17 protein-coding genes are annotated in these 24,049 nt (G+C 71.6%); 16 read left to right on the top strand and 1 reads right to left on the bottom strand.

Going from position 1 to position 24,049, the window contains the following annotated elements; translation table 11 throughout:
- From IE252_RS29350 to IE252_RS29405, 12 genes are all read left to right on the top strand, one after another.
- Positions 1–339: a DUF4233 domain-containing protein gene (locus tag IE252_RS29350; protein ID WP_190092455.1), complete on the top strand. Its 339-nt coding sequence runs from the start codon at positions 1–3 to the stop codon at positions 337–339.
- Between the two features lie 217 nt (positions 340–556).
- Complete coding sequence (ndk, locus tag IE252_RS29355; RefSeq protein WP_190092456.1) at positions 557–970, top strand: nucleoside-diphosphate kinase; 414 nt, start codon at positions 557–559, stop codon at positions 968–970.
- A gap of 265 nt (positions 971–1,235) precedes the next feature.
- Positions 1,236–2,255, top strand: a complete 1,020-nt coding sequence (locus IE252_RS29360) for a rod shape-determining protein (RefSeq protein WP_053727412.1) — start codon at positions 1,236–1,238, stop codon at positions 2,253–2,255.
- Positions 2,256–2,391: 136 nt separating this feature from the next.
- The gene (gene mreC, locus IE252_RS29365) at positions 2,392–3,474 is read left to right on the top strand and encodes a rod shape-determining protein MreC (protein WP_190092457.1); all 1,083 of its coding nucleotides are present in this window, start codon (positions 2,392–2,394) and stop codon (positions 3,472–3,474) included.
- 12 nt (positions 3,475–3,486) lie between these two features.
- Entirely contained in the window at positions 3,487–4,170 is a 684-nt protein-coding gene (gene mreD, locus IE252_RS29370; protein WP_190092458.1) for a rod shape-determining protein MreD, read from the top strand.
- Between the two features lie 16 nt (positions 4,171–4,186).
- On the top strand, positions 4,187–6,388 hold the full coding sequence (mrdA, locus tag IE252_RS29375; protein WP_190092459.1) for a penicillin-binding protein 2: 2,202 nt from the start codon (positions 4,187–4,189) through the stop codon (positions 6,386–6,388).
- On the top strand, positions 6,388–7,578 hold the full coding sequence (gene rodA / locus IE252_RS29380) for a rod shape-determining protein RodA (protein WP_190092460.1): 1,191 nt from the start codon (positions 6,388–6,390) through the stop codon (positions 7,576–7,578). Before mrdA ends, rodA begins: the two co-directional genes overlap by 1 nt.
- Positions 7,579–7,681: 103 nt before the next feature.
- Entirely contained in the window at positions 7,682–9,223 is a 1,542-nt protein-coding gene (locus tag IE252_RS29385; protein ID WP_190092461.1) for a CYTH and CHAD domain-containing protein, read from the top strand.
- Between the two features lie 88 nt (positions 9,224–9,311).
- The gene (locus tag IE252_RS29390; RefSeq protein ID WP_190092462.1) at positions 9,312–11,240 is read left to right on the top strand and encodes a TIGR03960 family B12-binding radical SAM protein; all 1,929 of its coding nucleotides are present in this window, start codon (positions 9,312–9,314) and stop codon (positions 11,238–11,240) included.
- 74 nt (positions 11,241–11,314) lie between these two features.
- The gene (locus IE252_RS29395) at positions 11,315–12,235 is read left to right on the top strand and encodes a hypothetical protein (RefSeq protein WP_190092463.1); all 921 of its coding nucleotides are present in this window, start codon (positions 11,315–11,317) and stop codon (positions 12,233–12,235) included.
- Between the two features lie 132 nt (positions 12,236–12,367).
- Complete coding sequence (locus IE252_RS29400; RefSeq protein ID WP_190092464.1) at positions 12,368–13,147, top strand: TIGR03936 family radical SAM-associated protein; 780 nt, start codon at positions 12,368–12,370, stop codon at positions 13,145–13,147.
- Positions 13,148–13,383: 236 nt separating this feature from the next.
- Positions 13,384–17,346, top strand: coding sequence for an Rne/Rng family ribonuclease (locus tag IE252_RS29405; protein WP_190092465.1), 3,963 nt, complete (start codon positions 13,384–13,386; stop codon positions 17,344–17,346).
- Positions 17,347–17,650: 304 nt separating this feature from the next.
- On the opposite strand, the gene IE252_RS29410 is transcribed toward IE252_RS29405, so the two are convergent.
- Entirely contained in the window at positions 17,651–19,510 is a 1,860-nt protein-coding gene (locus IE252_RS29410; RefSeq protein WP_229848851.1) for a hypothetical protein, read from the bottom strand.
- 291 nt (positions 19,511–19,801) lie between these two features.
- Between IE252_RS29410 and rplU the strand changes: the two genes are divergently transcribed.
- The 4 genes from rplU to IE252_RS29430 all read left to right on the top strand — a co-directional run bounded on the left by rplU (position 19,802) and on the right by IE252_RS29430 (position 24,028).
- Positions 19,802–20,122, top strand: coding sequence for a 50S ribosomal protein L21 (rplU, locus tag IE252_RS29415; RefSeq protein WP_015033583.1), 321 nt, complete (start codon positions 19,802–19,804; stop codon positions 20,120–20,122).
- A 14-nt stretch (positions 20,123–20,136) separates the two neighbouring features.
- Positions 20,137–20,391: a 50S ribosomal protein L27 gene (gene rpmA / locus IE252_RS29420; protein ID WP_049715810.1), complete on the top strand. Its 255-nt coding sequence runs from the start codon at positions 20,137–20,139 to the stop codon at positions 20,389–20,391.
- A gap of 127 nt (positions 20,392–20,518) precedes the next feature.
- Complete coding sequence (obgE, locus tag IE252_RS29425) at positions 20,519–21,958, top strand: GTPase ObgE (RefSeq protein WP_190092466.1); 1,440 nt, start codon at positions 20,519–20,521, stop codon at positions 21,956–21,958.
- Between the two features lie 333 nt (positions 21,959–22,291).
- Positions 22,292–24,028, top strand: a complete 1,737-nt coding sequence (locus IE252_RS29430; protein ID WP_190092467.1) for a stealth family protein — start codon at positions 22,292–22,294, stop codon at positions 24,026–24,028.
- Positions 24,029–24,049: the final 21 nt, after the last annotated feature.

A 24,049-nucleotide genomic window follows, 5' to 3' on the forward strand; every position in this document is an offset into this window, starting at 1 on the left:
ATGCGCACGCTCTGCGCTTCCACCCTCATCGGTGAATTCTTCGTCATCGGGTTCGCCGGTCTGGTCGCCATGAAGGACGACAGCCTCACCGTGTCCACGGTGTGGACGGTCAGCGGCATCGCGATGCTGTTCTCGCTGCTCCTGTGCGGCGTGCTGACCCGCCCCGGCGGCCTCCAGCTGGGCTGGGCCCTCCAGATCGCCCTGATCGCGAGCGGCTTCGTCGTCCCGCACATGTTCTTCCTGGGCGCGGTCTTCGCGGGCCTGTGGTGGGCCTCGATCCACTACGGCCGCCAGGTGGACGCGGCGAAGGCCCGCTATGCGGCGGAGCCGCAGGCGTAGCCGTTCAGGGGCGCGGGGAACTGCGCGACCAGCCAGCCACGGTCCGCAGACGAAGCACCTGCCCCAGAGGGGGTTCTTTTCGGCCGCGGACCGTGCTGGGGCGCCCGCGCCGTTCCCCGCGCCCCTGGGGGTACGGGCTGGTCCGGGTGCAAGCGCATCCCCCGCCCCCTGTAGCCTCGGCCCCACCGCACACGTATGCCGCAAGGAGCCGTACACCATGACCCAGCGCACGCTCGTCATCCTCAAGCCCGACGCCGTCCGTCGCGGCCTGATCGGCGAGGTCCTCGGCCGGATCGAGCGCAAGGCCGGCTGGACCATCCCGGCGATGGAGCTGCGCACCCTGGACCAGGAGACCCTGGAGCAGCACTACGGCGAGCACAAGGGCAAGCCTTTCTACGAGCCGCTGATGGGCTTCATGGCGTCCGGCCCGGTCGTCGTCCTGGTGGTCGAGGGCGAGCGCGTCATCGAGGGCGTACGCCAGCTGGCGGGTCCCACCGACCCGATCGCGGCAGCGCCCGGCTCCATCCGCGGTGACTTCGGCACCATCGTCCGGGAGAACCTCATCCACGCCTCGGACTCCGAGGAGTCGGCCGAGCGGGAACTGAAGATCTTCTTCCCGGGTCGCGTCTGATTCCCTGACCGGGCATCAGCCATATAGCGCTCATGACCTGGGGCGACCGAAGGAATTTCGGTCGCCCTTCGGCATATGCGGGGCGAAGTCGGGAACGCATCGCACCGACACGTCGTCACCATTACTAGAGGTGGACCAACGCGCCGTGTCCGTGCAGGCGGCACTACGATGGAGCCTCACGCCCACAGCACCCACCTCGCCGACCTAAAAAGCCGTCAACGCTCGATTAGGGAAGGCCGGACGCATCCTCATGGGGAGCAACAACATGTCGTTCATCGGCCGTGACATGGCTGTCGACCTCGGGACCGCCAACACGCTGGTGTACGTCAGGGGCCGCGGAATCGTCCTGAACGAGCCGTCCGTCGTCGCCATCAACACCAACACCGGCGGCATCCTGGCGGTCGGCGCCGAGGCGAAGAAGATGATCGGCCGTACGCCGGGCAACATCGTGGCCGTACGACCGCTGAAGGACGGCGTCATCGCCGACTTCGAGATCACGGAGCGGATGCTCCGCTACTTCATCCTCAAGATCCACAAGCGGCGTTACCTGGCCCGCCCGCGCGTCGTCGTCTGTGTGCCCTCCGGCATCACCGGAGTCGAGCGCCGCGCCGTCATCGAGGCCTCCACGCAGGCCGGCGCCCGCCAGGTGCACATCATCGAGGAGCCCATGGCCGCGGCCATCGGCTCGGGCCTGCCCGTCCACGAGGCGACCGGCAACATGGTCGTCGACATCGGCGGCGGCACCACCGAGGTCGCGGTGATCTCGCTCGGCGGAATCGTCACGGCGCAGTCCATCCGCGTCGCCGGCGACGAGCTGGACAACGCGATCATCCAGCACATCAAGAAGGAGTACAGCCTCCTCCTCGGCGAGCGCACCGCCGAGCAGATCAAGATCACCATCGGCTCGGCGTACGACCTGGACAAGGACGAGCACACCGAGATCCGCGGCCGCGACCTGGTCTCCGGGCTGCCCAAGACCGTGGTCATCTCGGCCGCCGAGGTCCGCAAGGCCATCGAGGAGCCGGTCAACGCGATCGTCGACGCCGTGAAGACGACGCTCGACAAGTGCCCGCCGGAGCTCTCCGGCGACATCATGGACCGCGGCATCGTCCTCACCGGCGGCGGCGCGCTCCTGCGCGGCCTCGACGAGCGGCTGCGCCGCGAGACCGGCATGCCGATCCACATCGCCGAGGACCCGCTGGATTCGGTCGCCCTGGGTTCCGGCAAGTGCGTCGAGGAGTTCGAGGCGCTGCAGCAGGTCCTCGACGCCCAGCCGCGCCGATAAGCGCCACCGGCCGCCGTCCCCCCGAGTCATCCGGTGACCTGGGGGGACCGCCCGTACGGGCCACTGCCAACCCGTACGGCGGATCGTTGATATACAGATCGAACAGATTCCGACGAGGAAGGCACGGCCGCCGCACGTGAGGGACACACGAGAGAGCCGGCTGCTCCTGGTGCTGCTGATCGCCGTAGCGTTCGCGCTGATCACGGTCGACATCCGGGGTGGGGAGAATTCACCGGTGGACGGGGCCCGGCAGGCCGCCGCCACGGTGTTCGGGCCGGTGGAGAACGGCATGGCGGCCGCCGTCGACCCGGTCGGCAACGCCATCGGGGCGGTGCGCGACTCGGGGGAGCGCCACAACAAGATCGCCGACCTCCAGCGCGAGAACGAGGCGCTGAAGCAGAAGCTCGGCAGCGACGCCCGCAACCGCTCGCGCCTGAACCAGCTCGACTCGATGCTCAAGACCGCCGGCGAGGGCCAGTACGGCATCAAGGCCGCGCAGGTCATCGGGATAGGAGCGGCCCAGGGCTTCTCCTGGACCGTCACCATCGACGCCGGCTCGCGCGACGGCATCAAGCGCGACATGACCGTGCTGAACGGGGAGGGGCTGGTCGGCCGGGTCACCACCGTCGGCCCGTCCACCGCCACCGTCCTGCTCGCCAACGACCCGGACTTCACCGTCGGCACCCGGATGGAGAACAGCGACGAGCTGGGCTTCGCCACCGGCCAGGGCGACCGGCCGCTGTCGGTGCAGCTGCTCAACGGCAAGGCCAAGGTCAAGGCGGGCGACCGGCTGGTGACCTTCGGCTCGCAGGCGGACAAGCCGTTCGTGCCGGGCGTCCCGGTCGGCGAGGTCGTCAAGGTCGACCCCTCCGGCGGCGACCTGACCCGCACGATCTACGTCCGTCCGTACGTCGGGTTCACCAAGCTCGACATCGTCGGCGTCGTCGTCCAGGCCCCGCGCACCGACCCGCGCGACCAGGTGCTGCCCGCCAAGCCCAAGCCGACCCCGACACCCACCGTGACGGTGACGGTCACCCCGCCGGCCAACCCGAACCAGGCGAACCCGAACGCGGCGGACCCCAACGTCCCGATCCCGAACGGCGACCCCAACGGGAACCCGAACGCGGACCCCAACGCGGATCCCCAGCGGAAGCCCAACGCCGTCCCCGGCGGCGATCCGAACAACGCGAACAACGCCGCCGCCGACGGCGACCAGTAGGAGCTGATCCAGATGCGCATCAACAGGGTCATCCTCTCCTCCGCCCTGATCGTCGTCGCCCTCGTCGTCCAGGTCAGCGTCCTCGCCCGGCTCCAGCTCCCGGGCGCCGTCCCGGACCTGGTGCTGCTCACGGTCCTCGGCCTCGCCCTCGTCTACGGCCACCTCGGCGGCGCCTTCGTCGGCTTCGGCGCGGGCCTGCTCTGCGACCTCGCCCCGCCCGCCGACCACGCCGCCGGGCGGTACGCCCTGGTGCTCTGCCTGGTCGGCTACGCGGCGGGGCTCGCCAAGCCCGACCACGGCCGGCTGCGCTCGGCCACCGGGCCCATGGTCGTGGTGGTCTGCGCGGCCATCGGCTCCACCCTGCTCTACGCGGGCGTGGGCGCCCTCGTCGGCGACACCGCGGCCCGCCACGTCGGCCTGACGAACCTGCTGTTCACGGCCGCCGTCTACGACCTGCTGCTGGCCCCGTTCACGGTGCCGCTGATCATGGCGCTGGCCAGACGGGCCGAGAACGATCCGCTCGCCGAGACGTCCGGGGGCGGCGGCTCCGCCAAGAACGGCACGAGCATCGCCTCCGGCTGGCTCTCCGGCGGCACCGGGCTGCGCATCGGCAACCAGAAGGGCGGCCTGCGCGTGAAGGCCGCCCGCAACCGAGCGGCCCGGGCCGGCCGCATCAAGGGCGTCAAGCGACTGTGAACGAGGGGGCCACGGCGTGAGCAACATCCCCGAGACCGGACGCACCCCCCGGGTGCAGATCCGCCTCATCATCATCCAGGTCCTCGTCTTCTCCCTGCTCCTGACCCTCGGCGGGCGCCTCTGGTACCTCCAGATCCGCAACGGGCAGGAGTACGAGGACGAGGCGAAGAACAACCACGTCCAGCAGGTCGTCCAGCCCGCCGTGCGCGGCGCGATCCTGGACGCGCGCGGTGTGCCGCTGGCCGACAACGAGACCCGACTGGTGGTCTCCGCCTCGCGCACCGATCTGACGAAGATGCCCGACAAGGGCAAGGCGGTCCTGACCCGGCTCGCGGGCGTCCTCGGCATGAAGCCGCAGGACGTCATGGACAAGGTCCGCCTCTGCGACGCCAAGACGCCCAAGCCGTGCTGGAACGGCTCGCCGTACCAGCCGATCCCGGTCACCGACAAGGCCACCACCCAGCAGGCCCTGCAGATCCGCGAGCGCTCCGAGGACTTCCCCGGCATCACCGCCGACCCCACCGCGGTGCGCCGCTACACCTCGCCGGGCAAGGCCAACACCGCGCAGGTGCTCGGCTATCTCTCGCCGGTCACCGACGACGAGATCACCAAGGCGAAGGACACCGACTCGCCGTATCTGCGCTCCGACATGGTGGGCCGCTCCGGCCTTGAGCGCACGTACGACAAGCAGCTGCGCGGCAAGGCGGGCGTGACCCGTTATGAGGTGGACAACCTCGGCCGGGTCATCGGGCAGGCACAGAGCGACAAGGCCGAGCCGGGCTCGAACATCGTCACGTCGATAGACGCACGCGTGCAGGCCGTCGCCGAGTACGAGCTGAACCACGCCATGGAAGAGGCCCGCAAGGAGTTCGACAAGAACACCAACGAGAACTACAAGGCGGACGCGGGCGCCGTCGTGGTGATGGAGGCCAAGACCGGCCGGGTCGTGGCGATGGCGTCGCTGCCCAACTACGACCCGAACGCCTGGGTCGGCGGCATCTCCGCCAAGGACTACCAGGCCCTCACCGGCAAGGACTCCAACTACCCGCTGCTGAACCGGGCCATCCAGGGCCAGGCGGCCCCCGGCTCGATCTTCAAGGTGGTCTCCTCGGCGGCCGCGGTGCGCGCCGGGTACTCCTTCAACGGCAGCTACCCCTGCCCCAGTTCGTACTCGGTCGGCGGCCAGGTCTTCAAGAACTTCGAGTCGCAGGGCCACGGCAACATCACCATCGGCCAGGCCCTGGAGGTCTCCTGCGACACCGTGTACTACGGGCTCGCGCACGACCAGTGGCTCAAGGACGGCGGCATGAAGCCGAAGAAGGACGCCGCCGACTGGTTCTACAAGACCGCCCACGACTTCGGCCTCGGCTCCAAGACCGGCATCGACCTGCCCAGCGAGGTCCCCGGCCGGGTCCCCGACCGCCAGTGGAAGCAGCGGTTCTGGGAGGCCAACAAGGACGCCTGGTGCAAGCACGGCAAGAAGGACGGCGACTACGTCGAGAAGATCGAGTACGAGAACTGCCTGGAGGGAAACCTCATGCGCGCGGGTGACTCGGTCAACTACTCCATCGGCCAGGGCGACACCCTCGTCACCCCCGTCCAGATGGCGACGATCTACTCGGCGATCTCCAACGGCGGCACCCTCTACGACCCGACCGTCGGCAAGGCCGTGATCAGCGCCGACGGCAAGTCGGTCAACGAGATCAAGCCCAAGTCGCACGGCAAGCTGCCGATGAGCCAGGCCACCCGCGACGACATAGACGAAGCCCTCGCGGGAGTCGCCACCCGCGGTACGGCCGCCTGGCGGTTCGGCGGCTGGCCGCAGAAGCAGATCCCGATGCACGCCAAGACCGGCACCGCCGAGGTCTACGGCAAGCAGACGACCTCGTGGTTCGCCACGTACACCAAGGACTACTCGATCGTCATGACGATCTCCCAGGGTGGTACGGGATCCGGCGCCTCCGGCCCCGCCGTGCGCAACATCTACGACGCGCTCTACGGGCTCGACGACGCCGGCAACCAGGACCTCAAGCGCGCCCTGCTGCCCGAGCCGCAGCAGGCCCTGCCCAGGATCCAGGCCGACGGCTCCATCGACGCGCCGAAGATCGAGCCGTACGACCCGGACTCGCAGAAGGTCCCCGAGAAGAAGACCGGTGAGCAGCAGCTCGCCGCGGCCAACACCGACAACCGGGGCGGCGGACGGGGGCGCAGGGACTGATGGCCGGCTTCTCCGTCCAGCGCTACGCACCCGAGCGCTCCACCTTCGCCAAGCTGACCGCGCGCGACTCCGTGCTGCGCCGGCTCGACTGGTGGCTGCTGCTGTCCGCGCTCGCGCTGTCCTTCATCGGCTCGCTGCTGGTGTGGTCGGCGACCCGCAACCGCACCCAGCTCAACCAGGGCGACCCGTACTACTTCCTGATCCGGCACGCCATGAACACCGGCATCGGGTTCGGGCTGATGATCGGCACGATCTGGCTGGGCCACCGCACCCTGCGGGGCGCGGTGCCGGTGCTCTACGGGCTCTCGGTGGTGCTGATCCTCGCGGTGCTCACCCCGCTGGGCGCGACCGTCAACGGCGCGCACGCCTGGATCATCATCGGCGGCGGCTTCTCGCTCCAGCCGTCCGAGTTCACCAAGATCACCATCATTCTGGGGATGGCGATGATACTGGCGTCGCGCGTCGACGCCGGGGACCAGCTCCACCCCGACCACCGCACGGTGATGAAGTCCCTGGGCCTCGCCGCCCTGCCGATCCTGATCATCATGATGATGCCGGACCTCGGCTCGGTCATGGTCATCGTGATCATAATTCTGGGCGTGCTGCTCGCCTCCGGAGCCTCCAACCGGTGGGTGCTCGGCCTGATAGGGGCGGGCGTGGCGGGCGCGGTCGCGGTGGCGGCGCTCGGGCTGCTCGACGAGTACCAGATCAACCGCTTCGCGGCCTTCGCCAACCCGAACCTGGACCCGGCGGGCGTCGGCTACAACACCAACCAGGCCCGTATCGCCATCGGCTCCGGCGGACTGACCGGCACCGGACTGTTCAAGGGCAGCCAGACCACCGGCCAGTTCGTCCCCGAACAGCAGACGGACTTCGTCTTCACGGTCGCGGGGGAGGAGCTCGGCTTCGTCGGCGCGGGCCTCATCCTCGTGCTGCTCGGCGTGGTCCTGTGGCGCGCCTGCCGCATCGCCCGCGAGACGACCGAGCTGTACGGGACGGTCGTGGCGGCCGGCATCATCGCCTGGTTCGGCTTCCAGTCCTTCGAGAACATCGGGATGACCCTCGGCATCATGCCGGTGGCGGGCCTGCCGCTGCCGTTCGTGTCGTACGGAGGCTCGTCGATGTTCGCGGTCTGGGTGGCGATCGGGCTGCTCCAGTCGATCAGAGTGCAGCGCCCGATAACGGCCTAGGGCCCGCCGAGGGCCGCGAAAGACGCACGAAGGATGCCGGACCGGCCGTGATGGCCGGTCCGGCGCTCTGTTGAGGGCCCCGAATCGCGTCTAGATTCAATTCATGGCGGAGACGAAGCGCGAGATCGAGCGGAAGTACGAAGCCACCGGCGACGACGTCCGGCTGCCCGACCTCACCAAGGTCACGGGCGTCGCCGGAGTCGTCGACAAGGGCGTGGCGGAGCTGGACGCGGTCTACTACGACACCCAGGACCTGCGCCTGGCCGCGGACTCCCTCACCCTGCGCCGCAGAACGGGCGGCGACGACGCGGGCTGGCACCTGAAGTTCCCCGTCGCCACCGGCATCCGCGACGAGATCCGCGCCCCCCTGTCCCCGGACGTCCCCCGCACCCTGGCCGCCCTCCTGCGCTCCCGCGTCCGCGACACGCGACTGACCCCCGTCGTACGGCTGCTCTCCTCCCGCCACGTACGCCATCTGCTCGACGGGGACGGGACGCTGCTCGCCGAGGTGAGCGTCGACGCGGTGCGGGCCGAGCGACTCGGCCCGGGTGTGCCGGGCGCCACGGCCGCCTGGACCGAGGTCGAGGTGGAGCTCGCCGACGACGTGGACCCCGACCTGCTCGACCGCGTCGAGAAGCGCCTGCGCAAGGCGGGCCTGCGCCCGTCCCACAGTGCGTCCAAGCTGGCCCGGGCGCTGGCGGAGACGGCCCCGGAGGCGCCGGACGTACCGGTCGTCGAGAAGTCCCCGGCGACGGGAAAGGCCACCGCCGGCGACCACGTCCTCGGCTATCTCCGCGCCCAGCGCGACGCCCTGGTCGACCTCGACCCCGCCGTCCGGCGCGACCTGCCCGACTCCGTCCACCAGATGCGCGTCGCCACACGCCGTATGCGCAGCGCCTTCAAGTCGTACGGGAAGGTCCTCGACCGGACCGTCACCGACCCCGTCGGCGAGGAGCTCAAGTGGCTCGCGGCCGAGCTCGGCGTCGACCGCGACCAGGAAGTCCTCACCGACCGCCTCCAGAGCCGCATCGCCGCCCTGCCCCGCCCGCTCCTGCTCGGGCCGGTCCGGGGACGGCTGCGCATCTGGAGCGTGGCCCGCCGCTCCGGCTCGCGGCGCAAGACCCTCGCCGTCCTGGACAGCAAGCGCTACCTCGCGCTGCTCGACACCCTGGACGCGCTGCTCGACGGGCCGCCGCTGCGCCCTGCGGCCCGGCGGCCGGTCGCCCAGGTGGTGCCCAAGGCGGTGCTCAAGGACTACGACCGGCTGGCGGGCCGGATAGCGCACGCCCTGGAGCTCGGTCCCGGCGGGCCGCGCGACCTGGCCATGCACGACGCCCGCAAGGCGGCCAAGCGCGCCCGGTACGCCGCCGAGGCCGCCAAGCCCGCGCTCGGCGCCCCCGCGAAGAAGTTCGCCCAGCGGATGAAGGCGGTGCAGACGGTCCTGGGCGACCACCAGGACAGCGTGGTGGCCCGCGAGGCCCTGCGCGGTCTGGCGATCCAGGCCCACCTGGCCGGCGAGTCGTCGTTCACCTGGGGACTTCTCTACGGCCAGGAGGTGGCGACGGCCGCCGACCGCGAGCGCGAGCTGTCGGAAGTCTGGCGCAGGGCGTCCCGGCCGGAGCTGCGGGAGCGGCTGCTGGCCTGAGCCGAGGGGATCTCGGCGGGCGGGGGGCACCTCCGGAGCGGGTTACGCTAGAGAGTCGCCCCCTGCCAGCTCACGAAAGTTCGTCGAGATGACTGCCGCCGAGTCCGTCTTCCCACAGCTCGAAGCCCTGCTCCCGCATGTGCAGAAGCCGATCCAGTACGTCGGCGGTGAGCTGAACTCCACGGTCAAGCCGTGGGAAAGCTGCGATGTCCGCTGGGCGCTCATGTACCCGGACGCCTACGAGGTCGGGCTGCCCAACCAGGGCGTCATGATCCTCTACGAGGTGCTGAACGAGCGCGAGGGCGTCCTCGCCGAGCGCACGTACAGCGTGTGGCCGGACATGGAAGAGCTGATGCGCGAGCACCACGTGCCCCAGTTCACCGTGGACAGCCACCGCCCCGTCGGCGCGTTCGACGTCTTCGGCCTCAGCTTCTCCACCGAGCTGGGCTACACCAACATGCTCACGGCCCTGGACCTCGCGGGCATCCCGCTGGAGTCCAAGAACCGCGGCATCGACGACCCGATCGTCCTCGCGGGCGGCCACGCGGCCTTCAACCCCGAGCCGATCGCGGAGTTCATCGACTGCGCGGTCATCGGCGACGGCGAGCAGGCCGTGCTCGACATGACCGAGATCATCCGCGCGTGGAAGGCCGAGGGCCGTCCCGGCGGGCGCGAGGAAGTCCTCTTCCGCCTCGCCAAGACCGGCAACGTCTACGTGCCGGGCTTCTACGACGTCGAGTACCTGCCCGACGGCCGCATCGGCCGCGTCGTCCCGAACAAGTCGGGCGTGCCGTGGCGGGTCAGCAAGCACACCGTCATGGACCTCGACGAGTGGCCCTACCCCAAGCAGCCGCTCGTGCCGCTCGCGGAGACCGTCCACGAGCGCATGTCCGTCGAGATCTTCCGCGGCTGCACCCGCGGCTGCCGTTTCTGCCAGGCCGGCATGATCACGCGCCCCGTGCGGGAGCGAAGCATCACCGGCATCGGCGAGATGGTGGAGAAGGGCCTGAAGGCGACCGGCTTCGAGGAGGTCGGCCTGCTGTCGCTCTCCTCGGCCGACCACACCGAGATCGGTGAGATCGCCAAGGGCCTCGCGGACCGGTACACGGAGGACAAGATCGGTCTGTCCCTCCCCTCCACCCGCGTGGACGCCTTCAACGTCGACCTCGCCAACGAGCTGACCAGGAACGGCCGTCGCTCCGGTCTGACCTTCGCCCCCGAGGGCGGCAGCGAGCGCATGCGCAAGGTCATCAACAAGATGGTGTCGGAGGAAGACCTCATCCGGACCGTCGCCACCGCGTACGGCAACGGCTGGCGCCAGGTGAAGCTGTACTTCATGTGCGGCCTGCCCACCGAGACCGACGAGGACGTCCTCCAGATCGGCGACATGGCGGTCAACGTGATCGCCAAGGGCCGCGAGGTGTCGGGCCAGAACGACATCCGCTGCACGGTGTCGATCGGCGGCTTCGTCCCCAAGCCCCACACCCCGTTCCAGTGGGCGCCGCAGCTCTCCGCCGAGCAGACGGACGCGCGCCTGGAGAAGCTCCGCGACAAGATCCGCGGCGACAAGAAGTACGGCCGCTCGATCGGCTTCCGCTACCACGACGGCAAGCCCGGCATCGTCGAGGGCCTGCTCTCGCGCGGCGACCGCCGCGTGGGCGCGGTCATCCGCGCCGTCTACGAGGACGGCGGCCGCTTCGACGGCTGGCGCGAGCACTTCTCGTACGACCGCTGGATGGCCTGCGCCGAGAAGACGCTCCCGTCGTACGGCGTGGACGTCGACTGGTACACCACGCGTGAGCGTACGTACGAGGAGGTCCTGCCCTGGGACCACCTGGACTCCGGTCTCGACAAGGACTGGCTCTGGGAGGACTGGCAGGACGCGCTGGACGAGACCGAGGTCGAGGACTGCCGCTGGACGCCGTGCTTCGACTGTGGGGTGTGCCCGCAGATGGACACGCACATCCAGATCGGCCCCACGGGCAAGAAGCTGCTCCCCCTGACGGTCGTGAAGTAACCGCTCGATCACCGATTGATCACGGCAGGCCCCGCATCGCAACGATGCGGGGCCTTTGCCGCGTCTTGGCGTACATGGAACTCCAGCAGCCCCCGCCGAGGCAGCCCGAAGGCTGCCTCACCGCCGCGATCCGGATCCCGGTACGGATCGTGGTCCTGGTGCTGGTCGTCCCGATCCGCCTGATCTGGGACGCACTGGCGGCGACGGCCCGAGCGATCCACCGCGCGGTGCTGCGCCCGGTGGGGCGGGCGTTGAAGTGGCTGGGCCACACGCTGATCGTCGTCCCCCTCACTTTTCTGGGCCACTGCCTGGCCTGGCTGATCCGCACGCTGGTGGTCGTGCCGCTGACATGGCTGTGGCAGTGGGTGGTGATGCCGGTGTGGCGGTACGCGGTGGTCGTCCCGGTGCTGTGGCTGTACCGGCACCTGTTCACTCCGCTGGGCCACGCCATCGCATGGGTGGCCCGGGGGGTCGGTGCGGTCGCCTCCGTGATCGGAACCGCCCTCGTTCGAGTGGGTTTGATCTTGTTTGTGGTACCTCTCGGGTGGTTCTACCGCCGCGTGCTGACGCCCGTCGGGCACGTCGTCGCGGTCGTCGCGCGCGAGGTCGCCGCCGCGTTCGGGCACGCCTGGCGGATCGCCGGGCAGATTTCGCGGGCCGTCGGGCGTGGGCTGAAGTGGCTCGGGTGGCAGCTGGTGGGGCGGCCGGTGCGGTGGGTGTGGCGGACGGTGTGTGCGCCCGTCCTGCACTGGGTGCGGGATGCCGTGTGGGCCCCGGTGAAACGGGCCGCCGTCGAGGCCGGACGCACCGCGCGCGAGGCCCTCGCCTCGGTCCGCGAGACGGTACGGCAGGCCCGCGCCGATGCCTGGCGGGCCCTCGTGGGCGGCCCGCCCCGGGAACCGACACCGCATCCGGCGCGTACTCTGGGTAGTACAACTACTGCCTCCGGCGCGGTGCCCGCCCCCGAGATCTCCCTTCGTAAGACGGAGGGATGAGCCGGGCGGCGCGCGGGCCGCGACCGGAGGGCCCCCACAGGACAGGTGGGCGGCGCCCACCGCGCCCGCCCCGCACGAGGAGAAGAACCACTGGGCAAGCGACAGCCCGAAGGCCCGCCGCCCGCACCTGCGGTGCAGCGCATCCGACTGCGCTACACCAAGCGCGGCCGCCTCCGGTTCACCAGCCACCGCGACTTCCAGCGCGCCTTCGAGCGCGCGCTGCGCCGCGCCGAGGTGCCCATGGCGTACTCGGCCGGCTTCACCCCGCACCCCAAGGTCTCGTACGCGAACGCCGCCCCCACCGGCACCGGCTCCGAAGCCGAGTACCTGGAGATCGCGCTCACCGAGCACCGCGACCCGGCGACGCTGCTCACGCTGCTCGACGAGTCGCTGCCCACCGGGCTCGACATCACCGACGCCGTGGAGGCCCGCACCTCGGGCCTCGCCGACCGGCTGACCGCCTCCATCTGGGAGATGCGCCTGGAGGGCGTGGCCGTCGGGGACGCCGAGAAGGCCGTCGAGGCCTTCCTCGCCGCCGAGACCGTAGAGGTCCAGCGCCGGACCAAGAACGGCATGCGCACCTTCGACACGCGCGGCGCGGTCGCCGGGCTCGAAGCGCTTCCTCCACAGGCTGATAGGCCGGTGGACAAGCCCTGTGCGATACTGCGCCTGGTGGTACGGCACCTGACACCTGCCGTGCGACCCGACGACGTCCTGTCCGGTCTCCGAGCTTTGGCCGACCTGGCGCCGCCGGTCCCCGCAGCGGTGACCAGGCTGGCGCAGGGGCTCTTCGACGAGGAGTCCGGCACGGTGACCGACCCGCTCGCGCCCGACCGCGAGGCAGCCCCGGCCGCTCCACCCAAGGCCGCCGGGACCGCTTCTGCGACGGCGCCGGAAGGTCCCGCCGCGTAAGGGCAGTCGTTGTAGCGCAGCCCTGGTACTCGGGAGCCACCTGGGTCGGGCAGCGCACTGACCAGGAGACTTTCGCCAGGCCGTCCGTACATCGCGGACGGAACCGGCGAGCCGGACATATCAGCTCCCGTGCGGCGCCCGCGCCCCGGACGACGGCACCCGCGCACATCACGCGGACGTGCCGCCGGACCGGAACAAGGCGCGGCGCCCGGGAGCGTGACGGGAGCTACGCCCGCATGCTTGAGAACGAGAAGAACGAACCCGGTGTGACCGGGGACGACAACAACAGCCCCAGCGACACGCTGCCGCCGCGCCGCCGGCGCCGCGCCGCGTCGCGGCCCGCCGGTCCGCCGGGAGCCGCCGGCGCCGACGCGCCCGAGACCGCCGTCGCGGCCACCGAGGCCCCGGCCGAGACCCCCGCTGCCGCCGAGGAGGCCGCTCCGGCGCGTCCGCGTCGCCGCGCCACCCGCAAGGCGACCGCACCGGCGGGTGGGCCCGCCGCTGCTCCCGCCGCCGAGGAGACTCCGGCCGCCGCCGAGGCTCCGGCCGAGACGCCCGCTGCCGCCGAGGAGGCCGCTCCGGCGCGCCCCCGCCGCCGCGCCACCCGCAAGGTGACCGCGCCCGCCGGTGCGCCCAAGGCCGCCGACGAGGCGCCCGAGGCCGTCGAGGTCGTCGAGACCCCGGCCGCTGTCGAGCCCGAGGCCGTCGAGGAGCCCGCCGCTCCGGCGCGCACCCGTCGCCGTGCCACCCGTAAGGCCACTGCTCCTGCCGGTGCGCCCAAGGCCGCCGAGGAGACCGAGGCCGTCGTGGCCGCCGAGCCCGTCGTGGCCGAGGAGCCCGCCGAGCCCGAGGCCGTCGAGGAGCCCGCCGCTCCGGCGCGCACCCGTCGCCGTGCCACCCGCAAGGCCACCGCGCCCGCCGGTGCCCCGGCCGTCGAGGAGGCCCCGGCCGCCATCGGCGCGCCGCCGGCCGTCGCCGCCGAGGACCCGGTCGCCTCCCCGGCCGAGGAGGCCGCTGTCGTGGCCGCCGCCGAGGAGCCCGCCGCTCCGGCGCGTACCCGCCGCCGTGCGACCCGTAAGGCCACCGCTCCCGCTGGTGCGCCCAAGGCCGCTGAAGAGGCTGAGGCCGAGCCGGTCGCTGCCGTGGTCGTCGAGCCCGTCGTGGCCGAAGAGCCCGCCGTCGAGGACGAGGCGCCCCGTGGGCGGACCCGTCGTCGCGCCACCCGTAAGGCCACCGCGCCGCAGTTCACCCCGGCCGCCGCCGAGGAGCCCGTGAAGGAGCCCGAGGCCGAGGCGAAGACGGAGGCCGAGCCGAAGGAGACCGGACGCTCGCGCCGCCGCGCCACCCGCCCCGCCGTCGCCGTCTTCCAGGCGCCGGTCTTCCACGAGCCGATGTTCCAGACCCCGGAGACCGCCGCCGCGGCCGCCGCCCAGGCAGCCGCCGAGGTGACGGACGAGGAGGAGCCGGAGGAGACCGAGGTCCAGGCCGAGGCCGTCGTCGAGCAGGCCGAGCCGCAGGGCGCCTCGCGCCGTCGCCGCCGCCGTCGCGGCGAGAGCGCCGAGACCGCGCCCGAGCCGCAGGCCCCCGTCGCCGAGGAGGCCGAAGAGGCCGAGTCCGCCGAGGAGGAGCCGGAGGGCGCCGAGGCCGAGGAGCACGAGGACGACCGTCCCTCGCGCCGTCGCCGCCGCGGTGGCCGCCGCCGTCGCCGGGGCGAGTCCGCCGAGTCCGAGGAGTCGGAGTCGGAGGAGGGCGCCGAGGGCGAGGCCGAGGCGTTCGAGGACGAGGACGAGGAGTCCGACGACACCCCGTCCGCCGCCGGCACCAGCAGCAGCCGTCGCCGTCGTCGGCGCCGTCGTCGCAGCGGTGACGGGGGCGACCACGAGACGGGTCAGGACGACCCGGAGCGCACGGTCGTCAAGGTCCGCGAGCCGCGTCCGGCGCGCGAGAAGGCCGAGCCGTCCGACGAGGTGCAGTCCATTAAGGGCTCGACCCGTCTGGAGGCGAAGAAGCAGCGCCGCCGCGAGGGCCGCGAGCAGGGCCGCCGCCGGGTGCCGATCATCACCGAGGCGGAGTTCCTGGCGCGCCGCGAGGCCGTCGAGCGCGTGATGGTCGTCCGCCAGAGCGGCGAGCGCACCCAGATCGGCGTCCTGGAAGACAACGTGCTGGTCGAGCACTACGTCAACAAGGAGCAGGCCACCTCGTACGTCGGCAACGTCTACCTGGGCAAGGTCCAGAACGTGCTGCCGTCGATGGAGGCCGCCTTCGTCGACATCGGCAAGGGCCGCAACGCCGTCCTGTACGCCGGTGAGGTCAACTTCGAGGCGCTCGGCATGGCCAACGGGCCGCGCCGCATCGAGGCCGCGCTCAAGTCGGGCCAGTCGGTCCTCGTCCAGGTGACGAAGGACCCGATCGGCCACAAGGGCGCGCGTCTGACCAGCCAGGTCTCGCTGCCGGGCCGCTACCTCGTGTACGTGCCCGAGGGCTCGATGACCGGCATCAGCCGCAAGCTCCCGGACACCGAGCGGGCCCGGCTGAAGACCATCCTCAAGAAGATCGTCCCCGAGGACGCGGGCGTCATCGTGCGCACCGCCGCCGAGGGCGCGAGCGAGGACGAGCTGCGCCGTGACGTCGAGCGCCTGCAGGCCCAGTGGGAGGAGATCTCCAAGAAGGCCAAGCAGATCTCGACGAGCTCGCCGAGCCTGCTGTACGGCGAGCCGGACATGACCGTCCGCGTCGTGCGCGACATCTTCAACGAGGACTTCACCAAGGTCATCGTCAGCGGCGACGAGGCCTGGGACACCATCCACGGCTACGTCTCGCACGTGGCGCCCGACCTGGTGGACCGCCTCTCCCGGTGGACCTCCGAGGTCGACGTCTTCGCGACGTACCGGATCGACGAGCAGCTGATGAAGGCGCTGGACCGCAAGGTCTGGCTGCCGTCCGGCGGCTCGCTGGTGATCGACAAGACCGAGGCGATGATCGTCGTCGACGTCAACACCGGCAAGTTCACCGGCCAGGGCGGCAACCTCGAAGAGACCGTGACGAGGAACAACCTCGAAGCGGCCGAGGAGATCGTGCGCCAGCTGCGGCTGCGCGACCTGGGCGGCATCGTCGTCATCGACTTCATCGACATGGTCCTGGAGTCCAACCGGGACCTGGTGCTGCGGCGCCTGCTCGAATGCCTGGGCCGCGACCGTACGAAGCACCAGGTCGCGGAGGTCACCTCGCTGGGCCTGGTCCAGATGACCCGCAAGCGGGTCGGCCAGGGCCTGCTGGAGTCGTTCTCCGAGACCTGTGTCCACTGCAACGGGCGCGGTGTCATCGTGCACATGGAGCAGCCGACCGGCGTCGGTGGCGGCGGCAACGGCAAGCGCTCCAAGAAGCGCGGCCGGGGCGGTGCCGAGCACGACCACGAGGCGCACGAGCACGAGGCCGTCGAGTCCGCGGACGTCGAGACCGAGGCGGAGGTGGCGGCCGAGGTCGCGGCCCCCGTCGCGCTCGCCGAGCCGGAGTTCGTGCCGGACGAGGAGCTCTACAGCAGCGCCGCCGAGGCGGAGGCCGCGGCTCGTGGCAGCCGTTCGCGTCGCCGGGCGACCCGTAAGGCGTCGGCTCCGGCCGGTGCGCCCAAGCGGGGCGCCGAGCCGGTCGCCGAGGCCGAGCCGGTCGCGGCGGAGCCGGTGGCCGAGCCCGAGCCGAAGCCGGTCACGGTCGCGTCCTTCATCGAGGACGAGGCGCCGCGCGGCCGTACCCGTCGCCGGGCCACCCGCAAGGCGACCGCCCCGGCGGGTCCGCCCGTCGCGGCCGAGCCGGTCGTGGTGGAGGCCGTCGTGGCCGAGCCGGTCGTCGTCGCCGAGCCGGTCGTGGCCGAGCCCGTCGTCGAGGAGGCGCCCGTCGCCGCCCCGCCGCGGGCCCGTCGCCGGGTGACCCGCAAGGCCACCGCTCCCGCCGGTTCGCCGTCGGGCGCGGAGGATGCCGCGGTGCTCGTGGTCGCGAGCGCCCCGGCGCCCGAGGCCGAGCCCGTCGCGGACGAGACGGCCCCGGCCCCGGCCAAGAAGACGGCCCGCAAGACGGCCAAGAAGGCGACGGCGAAGAAGGCGGTCGCGAAGAAGGCTGTGGCCAAGAAGACGGCCGCGAAGAAGACGACGGCGAAGAAGGCGACGAAGAAGACGGCGGCTGAGCCGGTGTCGACGGAGAGCTGATCTCGGTCGTTACGACACGACACCGAAGGCCCGGCCCGGGGATTCCGGGGCCGGGCCTTCGGTTTTGTCCGGGGGCCGCCGACGCCTGCAGCGGGCTTTTCACCCCACCCCGCCCCTTCCCGAAAGCCCTGGCGGGCGGCCGGGTTCGTCGGGTGCGGACCGTGCTGGGTTGCTCGCGCAGTTCCCCGCGCCCCTGAAGATGCCGCTCCGCGGCAATCCCCTGGGGCGGCCCGAAGGGGCGCATCTCAGGGGCGCGGGGAACTGCGCGACCAGCCACCCACTCACCCGCAGACAAAGACCGGGCTCAACCCCTGCCCCTCCACGCCGTCCTCAACTGGCTTGCCAGGAACAGTGTCGCCAGGGTCGGGATCGTCGCGCGGTAGCAGTCCGGGGTCGTCCAGGCGTACGCGGACGCCGGGACCAGGACCGCGAGGGCCGCGACGCGCAGGCGCCACCAGCGGCGCGGGCGCGGCACCGGGATCGCCGGGGTGCCCAGGTCCGTGGACAGGGAGTCGCGGATCCCGCGCAACACGCCCCGGCGGGCCAGGAGTTGGGCGCCAGGAACGGTCCGAAGGACCTCGTCGTGCTCGCCGAACCCCGCCGGCAACGGCGGCAGGCCGAGCGCCGCCACCAGGTCGGCCTGGCGGCGGGCGGGGGAGTCCGCGCCCCGCAGCAGCGTCACCAGCGGCCGGGCGTCCCGGACCGAGAACGCCGCCGCCAGGGCCTGCGCGGTCGTGGCCGCCACCGCGTGGTCGGTGACCGGGGCCGCCGGGTCCCACTGGTGGGCGGCGGTCTCCCGGCCCTTCTGGAGGAGCGTGAGCCCGTACCGGGGCCCGGTGCGGCGCAGCACCAGCGCCGCCCACTTCTCGCCCGTGGTGAAGCTGTCGGCCGCCGCCGTCAGCCGGTCGTCGCGGGCCAGCGCCGCGCGCCGCCCGGGCGAGGGGTCCGGGACGAGCTCCACGTAACTCATACCGGGCGGCGCGGGCGCGATCCGCAGCGATACGCCGCACATCAGCGCGGCCTCGGCGACCTCGTGCGGCGGCGCGGCGGCTATCGCGAGCGAGCGGGGGGAGGAGAGGGCGCGCGCGTCCCCGGACGCGGCGACGGAACCGGCGGATCCCGCAGATCCCGGGCCCGGGCCGGGGCCGCCCGCCCGCCCCGCCCGAGAGAACAGCGGCGTTCGCGAAGCCAGTTGCATCCGCACCCCCGAGCGCAGCTCCACGAACTCCGTGCGCGGCTCGCCCAGGTACGCCCAGGGATACGTGCGCGCCCGCACCCCGATCGCCCGGAACACGTCCAGCGCCTCGGCCCACCTCTCGTGCAGGATCAGCATCAGGACGAGGTGGTTGCGGAAGTCCGCCGCGTCCGGGTCGCCCGGCTCGTACCAGGTGGACAGCTCAAGTCCGCGCTCGACGGCCGCGTCGATCCTGGCGCGCTCGACGGGGCTCTGGCGCGGGTCGTCGGAGACCACCACGTACTCGACGGCCGCGAGCAGCGGCAGCGCGTGCAGCTTGGAGCCGGGCAGCGCGCTCTCGGCGGCCCGCTCGGCGAAGGCGAACATCTCGCCGTGCGAGCCGTACCACTTCTCGGAGAGGTACTGCAGGGCCGCCGCGTGGCAGCCGTAGTGGTGCGGGGAGCGGGCCACTGCCTCCGCCCAGTACGCGTCGAACACCTCGCGCGGGGCCTGGCTGCCCCGGGCGTGGGTGAGCGCGATCTGCCAGGGCACCGGGTCGGTGGGGTTGAGCCGGGCGGCCGCGGACGCCACCGGGACGGCGTCCCCGAGCAGTGCGAAGAACGCCTGGAACTGCTCGGGCGCCACGTCCCTGGCCCGCGCCGCGCTGCGTATCTCCCACGCCTGGTGGACGCAGAGCTCGGCCTTGACCAGGACCGCGTCGGGGTCCTCGGGCGACTCGGCGAGCCAGTCGTCCAGCCAGCCGGGGCTGTGCAGGGCGGCCGCGGCGAGCTGGGTGACGTAGGTGCTGCGGCGCTCCCACTCGGCGCGCTCGCGGGTCCCGGCGAGCAGGGCGGCGGCCGGGCCGCGGTCGCCCGCGTGCACGGCGGCCAGCGCGTCCGCCATCGGGCCGTCCGGGGCGTCGACGGTGACGGCCTCGTCGGGCGGCAGGCCCGCGCCCAGGGACGAGCCGTGGCGGAGCATGCGGGGCATGGAGAGCAGCGAACGCAGGTGCACGAGTGATTATTGAATCAGTGACCTCCGACACCTCGGCCCCGGGCCCGGCCCTACCGTCCGGTCATCGGCTGGTTTGACCCCTGGGAAAGGGGCCCGTAATCTTGACCCTCGGCGTGTTTCCATGCGCGCCCGCCCCTGAGCACCTCCCTCCCGGCGACCGTTCGCGGTGGCGGGGAGAGGCCGCTCGTCCATTCCGGATCATCACGGGCTCGCCCGTGTGACGCGGCTGGCTTCAGGGGTTCCGTTCCGAGCGAGAGAGAGATCCGCGTGTACGCCATCGTGCGCAGCGGTGGTCGCCAGCACAAGGTTGCTGTCGGCGACATCGTTGAGGTTGACAAGATTTCCACTGCCAAGGTTGGCGACACGGTCGAGCTCTCGACCCTGCTCGTTGTCGACGGCGACGCTGTCACCAGCGACCCGTGGGTGCTGGCCGGCATCAAGGTCACGGCCGAGGTCGTGGACCACCACAAGGGTGCCAAGATCGACATCCTTCGGTACAAGAACAAGACCGGTTACCGCCGTCGCCAGGGCCACCGCCAGCAGTACACGGCGATCAAGGTCACCGGCATCCCCGCGGCTGCGAAGTAAGGGACTGAGGAGACATGGCACACAAGAAGGGCGCATCGTCCACCCGGAACGGTCGCGACTCCAACGCTCAGCGGCTCGGTGTGAAGCGCTTCGGCGGTCAGACCGTCAACGCCGGTGAGATCCTGGTCCGCCAGCGCGGCACCCACTTCCACCCGGGCGCCGGTGTCGGCCGCGGTGGCGACGACACGCTGTTCGCCCTGCAGGCCGGCGCGGTGCAGTTCGGCACCCACCGTGGCCGCAAGGTCGTGAACATCGTTCCGGTCGCCTGACCGGATCTTTCGTGAGGCGGACCTCACTTCCCGTACGGACCCCGTACGGGAAGCAGGTCCGCCTTTCGCGTGTTTCTAATGAAACACGGCTCTACACAGACATTCCGCACGTACTGGAGGCAAGCCCATGACCACCTTCGTGGACCGCGTCGAGCTGCACGTCGCCGCGGGTAACGGAGGCCACGGCTGCGCCTCCGTACACCGGGAGAAGTTCAAGCCGCTCGGCGGCCCCGACGGCGGCAACGGCGGCCGTGGCGGCGACGTCATCCTGGTCGTCGACCAGTCGGTGACCACGCTCCTCGACTACCACCACAGCCCGCACCGCAAGGCCACCAACGGCCAGCCCGGCGCCGGCGACAACCGCACCGGCAAGGAGGGCCAGGACCTGGTCCTGCCCGTCCCGGACGGCACGGTCGTCCTGGACAAGGCCGGCAACGTGCTCGCCGACCTCGTCGGCCAGGGCACCACCTTCATCGCCGGCCAGGGCGGCCGCGGCGGCCTCGGCAACGCGGCGCTGGCCTCCGCCCGGCGCAAGGCCCCCGGCTTCGCGCTGCTCGGCGAGCCCGGCGAGGCCCGTGACGTGATCATGGAGCTCAAGACCGTCGCGGACGTGGCCCTGGTGGGCTACCCGAGCGCCGGCAAGTCCTCCCTGATCTCCGTGCTCTCCGCCGCCAAGCCGAAGATCGCGGACTACCCGTTCACCACGCTGGTCCCCAACCTCGGCGTGGTCACCGCGGGCTCGACCGTCTACACCATCGCGGACGTGCCCGGTCTGATCCCCGGCGCCAGCCAGGGCAAGGGCCTGGGCCTGGAGTTCCTGCGGCACGTCGAGCGCTGCTCGGTGCTCGTGCACGTCCTGGACACCGCGACCCTGGAGTCCGACCGCGACCCGGTCTCCGACCTGGACGTCATCGAGGCCGAGCTGAAGCAGTACGGCGGGCTCGACGACCGGCCCCGCATCGTCGTCCTCAACAAGATCGACATCCCGGACGGCCAGGACCTCGCGGACATGATCCGCGGCGACCTGGAGCAGCGCGGCTACCAGGTCTTCGAGGTCTCCGCGGTCGCCCGCACCGGCCTCAAGGAGCTCTCCTTCGCGCTCGCGAAGATCGTGGCCGAGGCGCGTGCCGCCAAGCCCGTCGAGGAGGCCACCCGGATCGTGATCCGCCCCAAGGCGGTCGACGACGCGGGCTTCACCGTCACGTACGACGAGGCGGCCGAGGTCTACCGGGTGCGCGGCGAGAAGCCGGAGCGCTGGATCCGCCAGACCGACTTCAACAACGACGAGGCCGTCGGCTACCTCGCGGACCGCCTCAGCCGCCTGGGCGTCGAGGACCAGCTGATGAAGGCGGGCGCCCGCGCGGGCGACGCCGTGGCCATCGGCCCCGAGGAGAACGCGGTCGTCTTCGACTGGGAGCCGACGATGATGGCGGGCGCGGAGATGCTGGGCCGCCGTGGCGAGGACCACCGCCTCGAGGCCCCGCGTCCCGCCGCCCAGCGGCGCCGGGACCGCGAGGCGGAGCGGGACGAGGCGCAGCAGGAATTCGACGAGTTCAACCCGTTCTAAGCGCCTTCCTGGAAGCGTTGCCGGTCGGCTGCAGGTCCGCTGTGGCTGGTCGCGCAGTTCCCCGCGCCCCTTGAATGCCGCTGCGCGGCATCCCTGGGATCGCCCCGGAGGGGCGTTTCTAGGGGCGCGGGGAACTGCGCGAGCAACCCAGCACGGTCCGCAGACGAAGAACACCGGCCGCCCGCCGGAGGCCACGCGGCGGAGCCGCAAATGTCACAGCAGGGAAGGGGCGGGGTGGGGAAAACCCCGCGTCCGGGCCCCCACGCCGCAGCGGCATACTGGACACGTTCAGCAAACGTACGATGTCCGACGAACGTCAAGGAGTAGCCCCCCGTGCGTAATCCCGAGGCACCGAGACTGCTGGGGGTCTACCGGCGGGCCGTGCCCGAGAGTGTGCGGCGCGCGATCGTCTCGCAGGTCGACGCCGACATGCGGCGCCGCGTCAAGATGCGCATCGCGGGCGGCGCGGCCGTCGCCGAGAAGATGCGCGCGGCCCGCGTCACCAAGCGCTACCAGACCCTCGCCTCCGGCGCCGACCGCACGGTCGTGCACGTCGGCAAGGACCCCAAGGTCGCCCTCGTCATCCCCGGGGTGACCCCGCTCCAGGCCCGCCGCGCCAACCTCGACACCGTGCTGCGCGCCCTGCACGCCGCCGGTCTCGACCACTTCTGCGTGCGCGGCCGCTCGGAGACCTCCGCCGCCGTCGCCGTCCGCGAGGACGACCGTACGGCCGTGCTGAAGGTCCTGGAGGCGCTCTGCGGCGACCAGCCCGGCTACGTCACCCACGTCAAGGGCAACAACCCGGTCCCCGAGACCTCCCTGCCGGGGTACGAGGACGGCACCTGGCGCCGGTTCAAGACCGCCGGGACCGTCCGCGTCACCTGGTACCGCACGGACCCCACGCACCGCCTCACCCTCGGCAACCGCTACGGCTGCGACGTCGAGTTCTGGAAGGAGGAGGACGGCGAACTGGTGCCGCCGCGCGTCGGCAAGCTCGCCGAGACCCTCCCCGCCGAAGGCCCCGTCGCGCAGGTCTCCGAGGCGTACTTCACCCACCTCGCGCCCCGCAAGGCCCCCGACGCGGCCCAGGTGCGCACCCGCGCCGAGTTCGCCATCCACCCCACCGACGAGATCACCTTCCCGATCGACGTCGTCTACACGTGGGTGAACGGCGCCGACCCGGCCTGGCTGCGCCGCCGCGCCCAGTTCGCGGGCGAGACCTACCACGCCGAGTCCGCCAACGCCGCGCGCTACCTCAGCCGCGACGAGCTGCGCTACTCGCTGCGCTCGCTGCACATGTACGCGCCGTGGGTGCGCAACGTCTACCTGGTGACCGACGACCAGACCCCGGAGTGGCTCGACACCACACAGCCCGGCATCAAGGTCGTCAGCCACAAGGAGATCTTCCGCGACCCGGGCCTGCTGCCCACCTTCAACTCGCACGCCATCGAGAGCCAGCTCCACCACATCGAGGGCCTGGCCGAGCACTTCCTGTACTTCAACGACGACGTGATGCTCGGCAACGAGGTCACCCCGCAGGACTTCTTCCTCTCCAGCGGCCTCACCAAGTTCTTCCCGTCGCCCGCCCTGGTCCCGCTGGGCGCGCGCACCCCGGAGGACCCGCCGGTGGCCGCCGCGGGCAAGAACAACCGCCGTCTGATCGAGGAGCGGTACGGGGCGGTGGTCGTGCAGAAGATGAAGCACATGCCGCACCCGCTGCGCCGCAGCCTGCTCACCGAGATCGAGACGGAGTTCGAGCCGGAGTACCGCTACACCGAGGCGAGCCGGTTCCGCTCGGAGGACGACATCTCCATCTCGTCGTCCCTGCACCACTACTACGCGTACCACACGCAGCGCGCGGTGCCCTCCGAACTCCCGTACACCTACCTCGACCTGACGCACCCGTGGACGGAGACCCGGCTGGGCCGGCTGCTCGCCAACCGGGACAAGACGGTGTTCTGCGTCAACGACACGGTCTCCACCGAGCAGGACGTGCACGAGCAGAAGGACCTGATCACGCCGTTCCTCGACGCGTACTTCCCGGTACCGAGCCCGTTCGAGAAGCGGTAGCGGACGCGTAGACGTAAGAAG

Source organism: Streptomyces melanogenes (assembly GCF_014649795.1).
Taxonomy (GTDB): Bacteria; Actinomycetota; Actinomycetes; order Streptomycetales; family Streptomycetaceae; genus Streptomyces; species Streptomyces noboritoensis.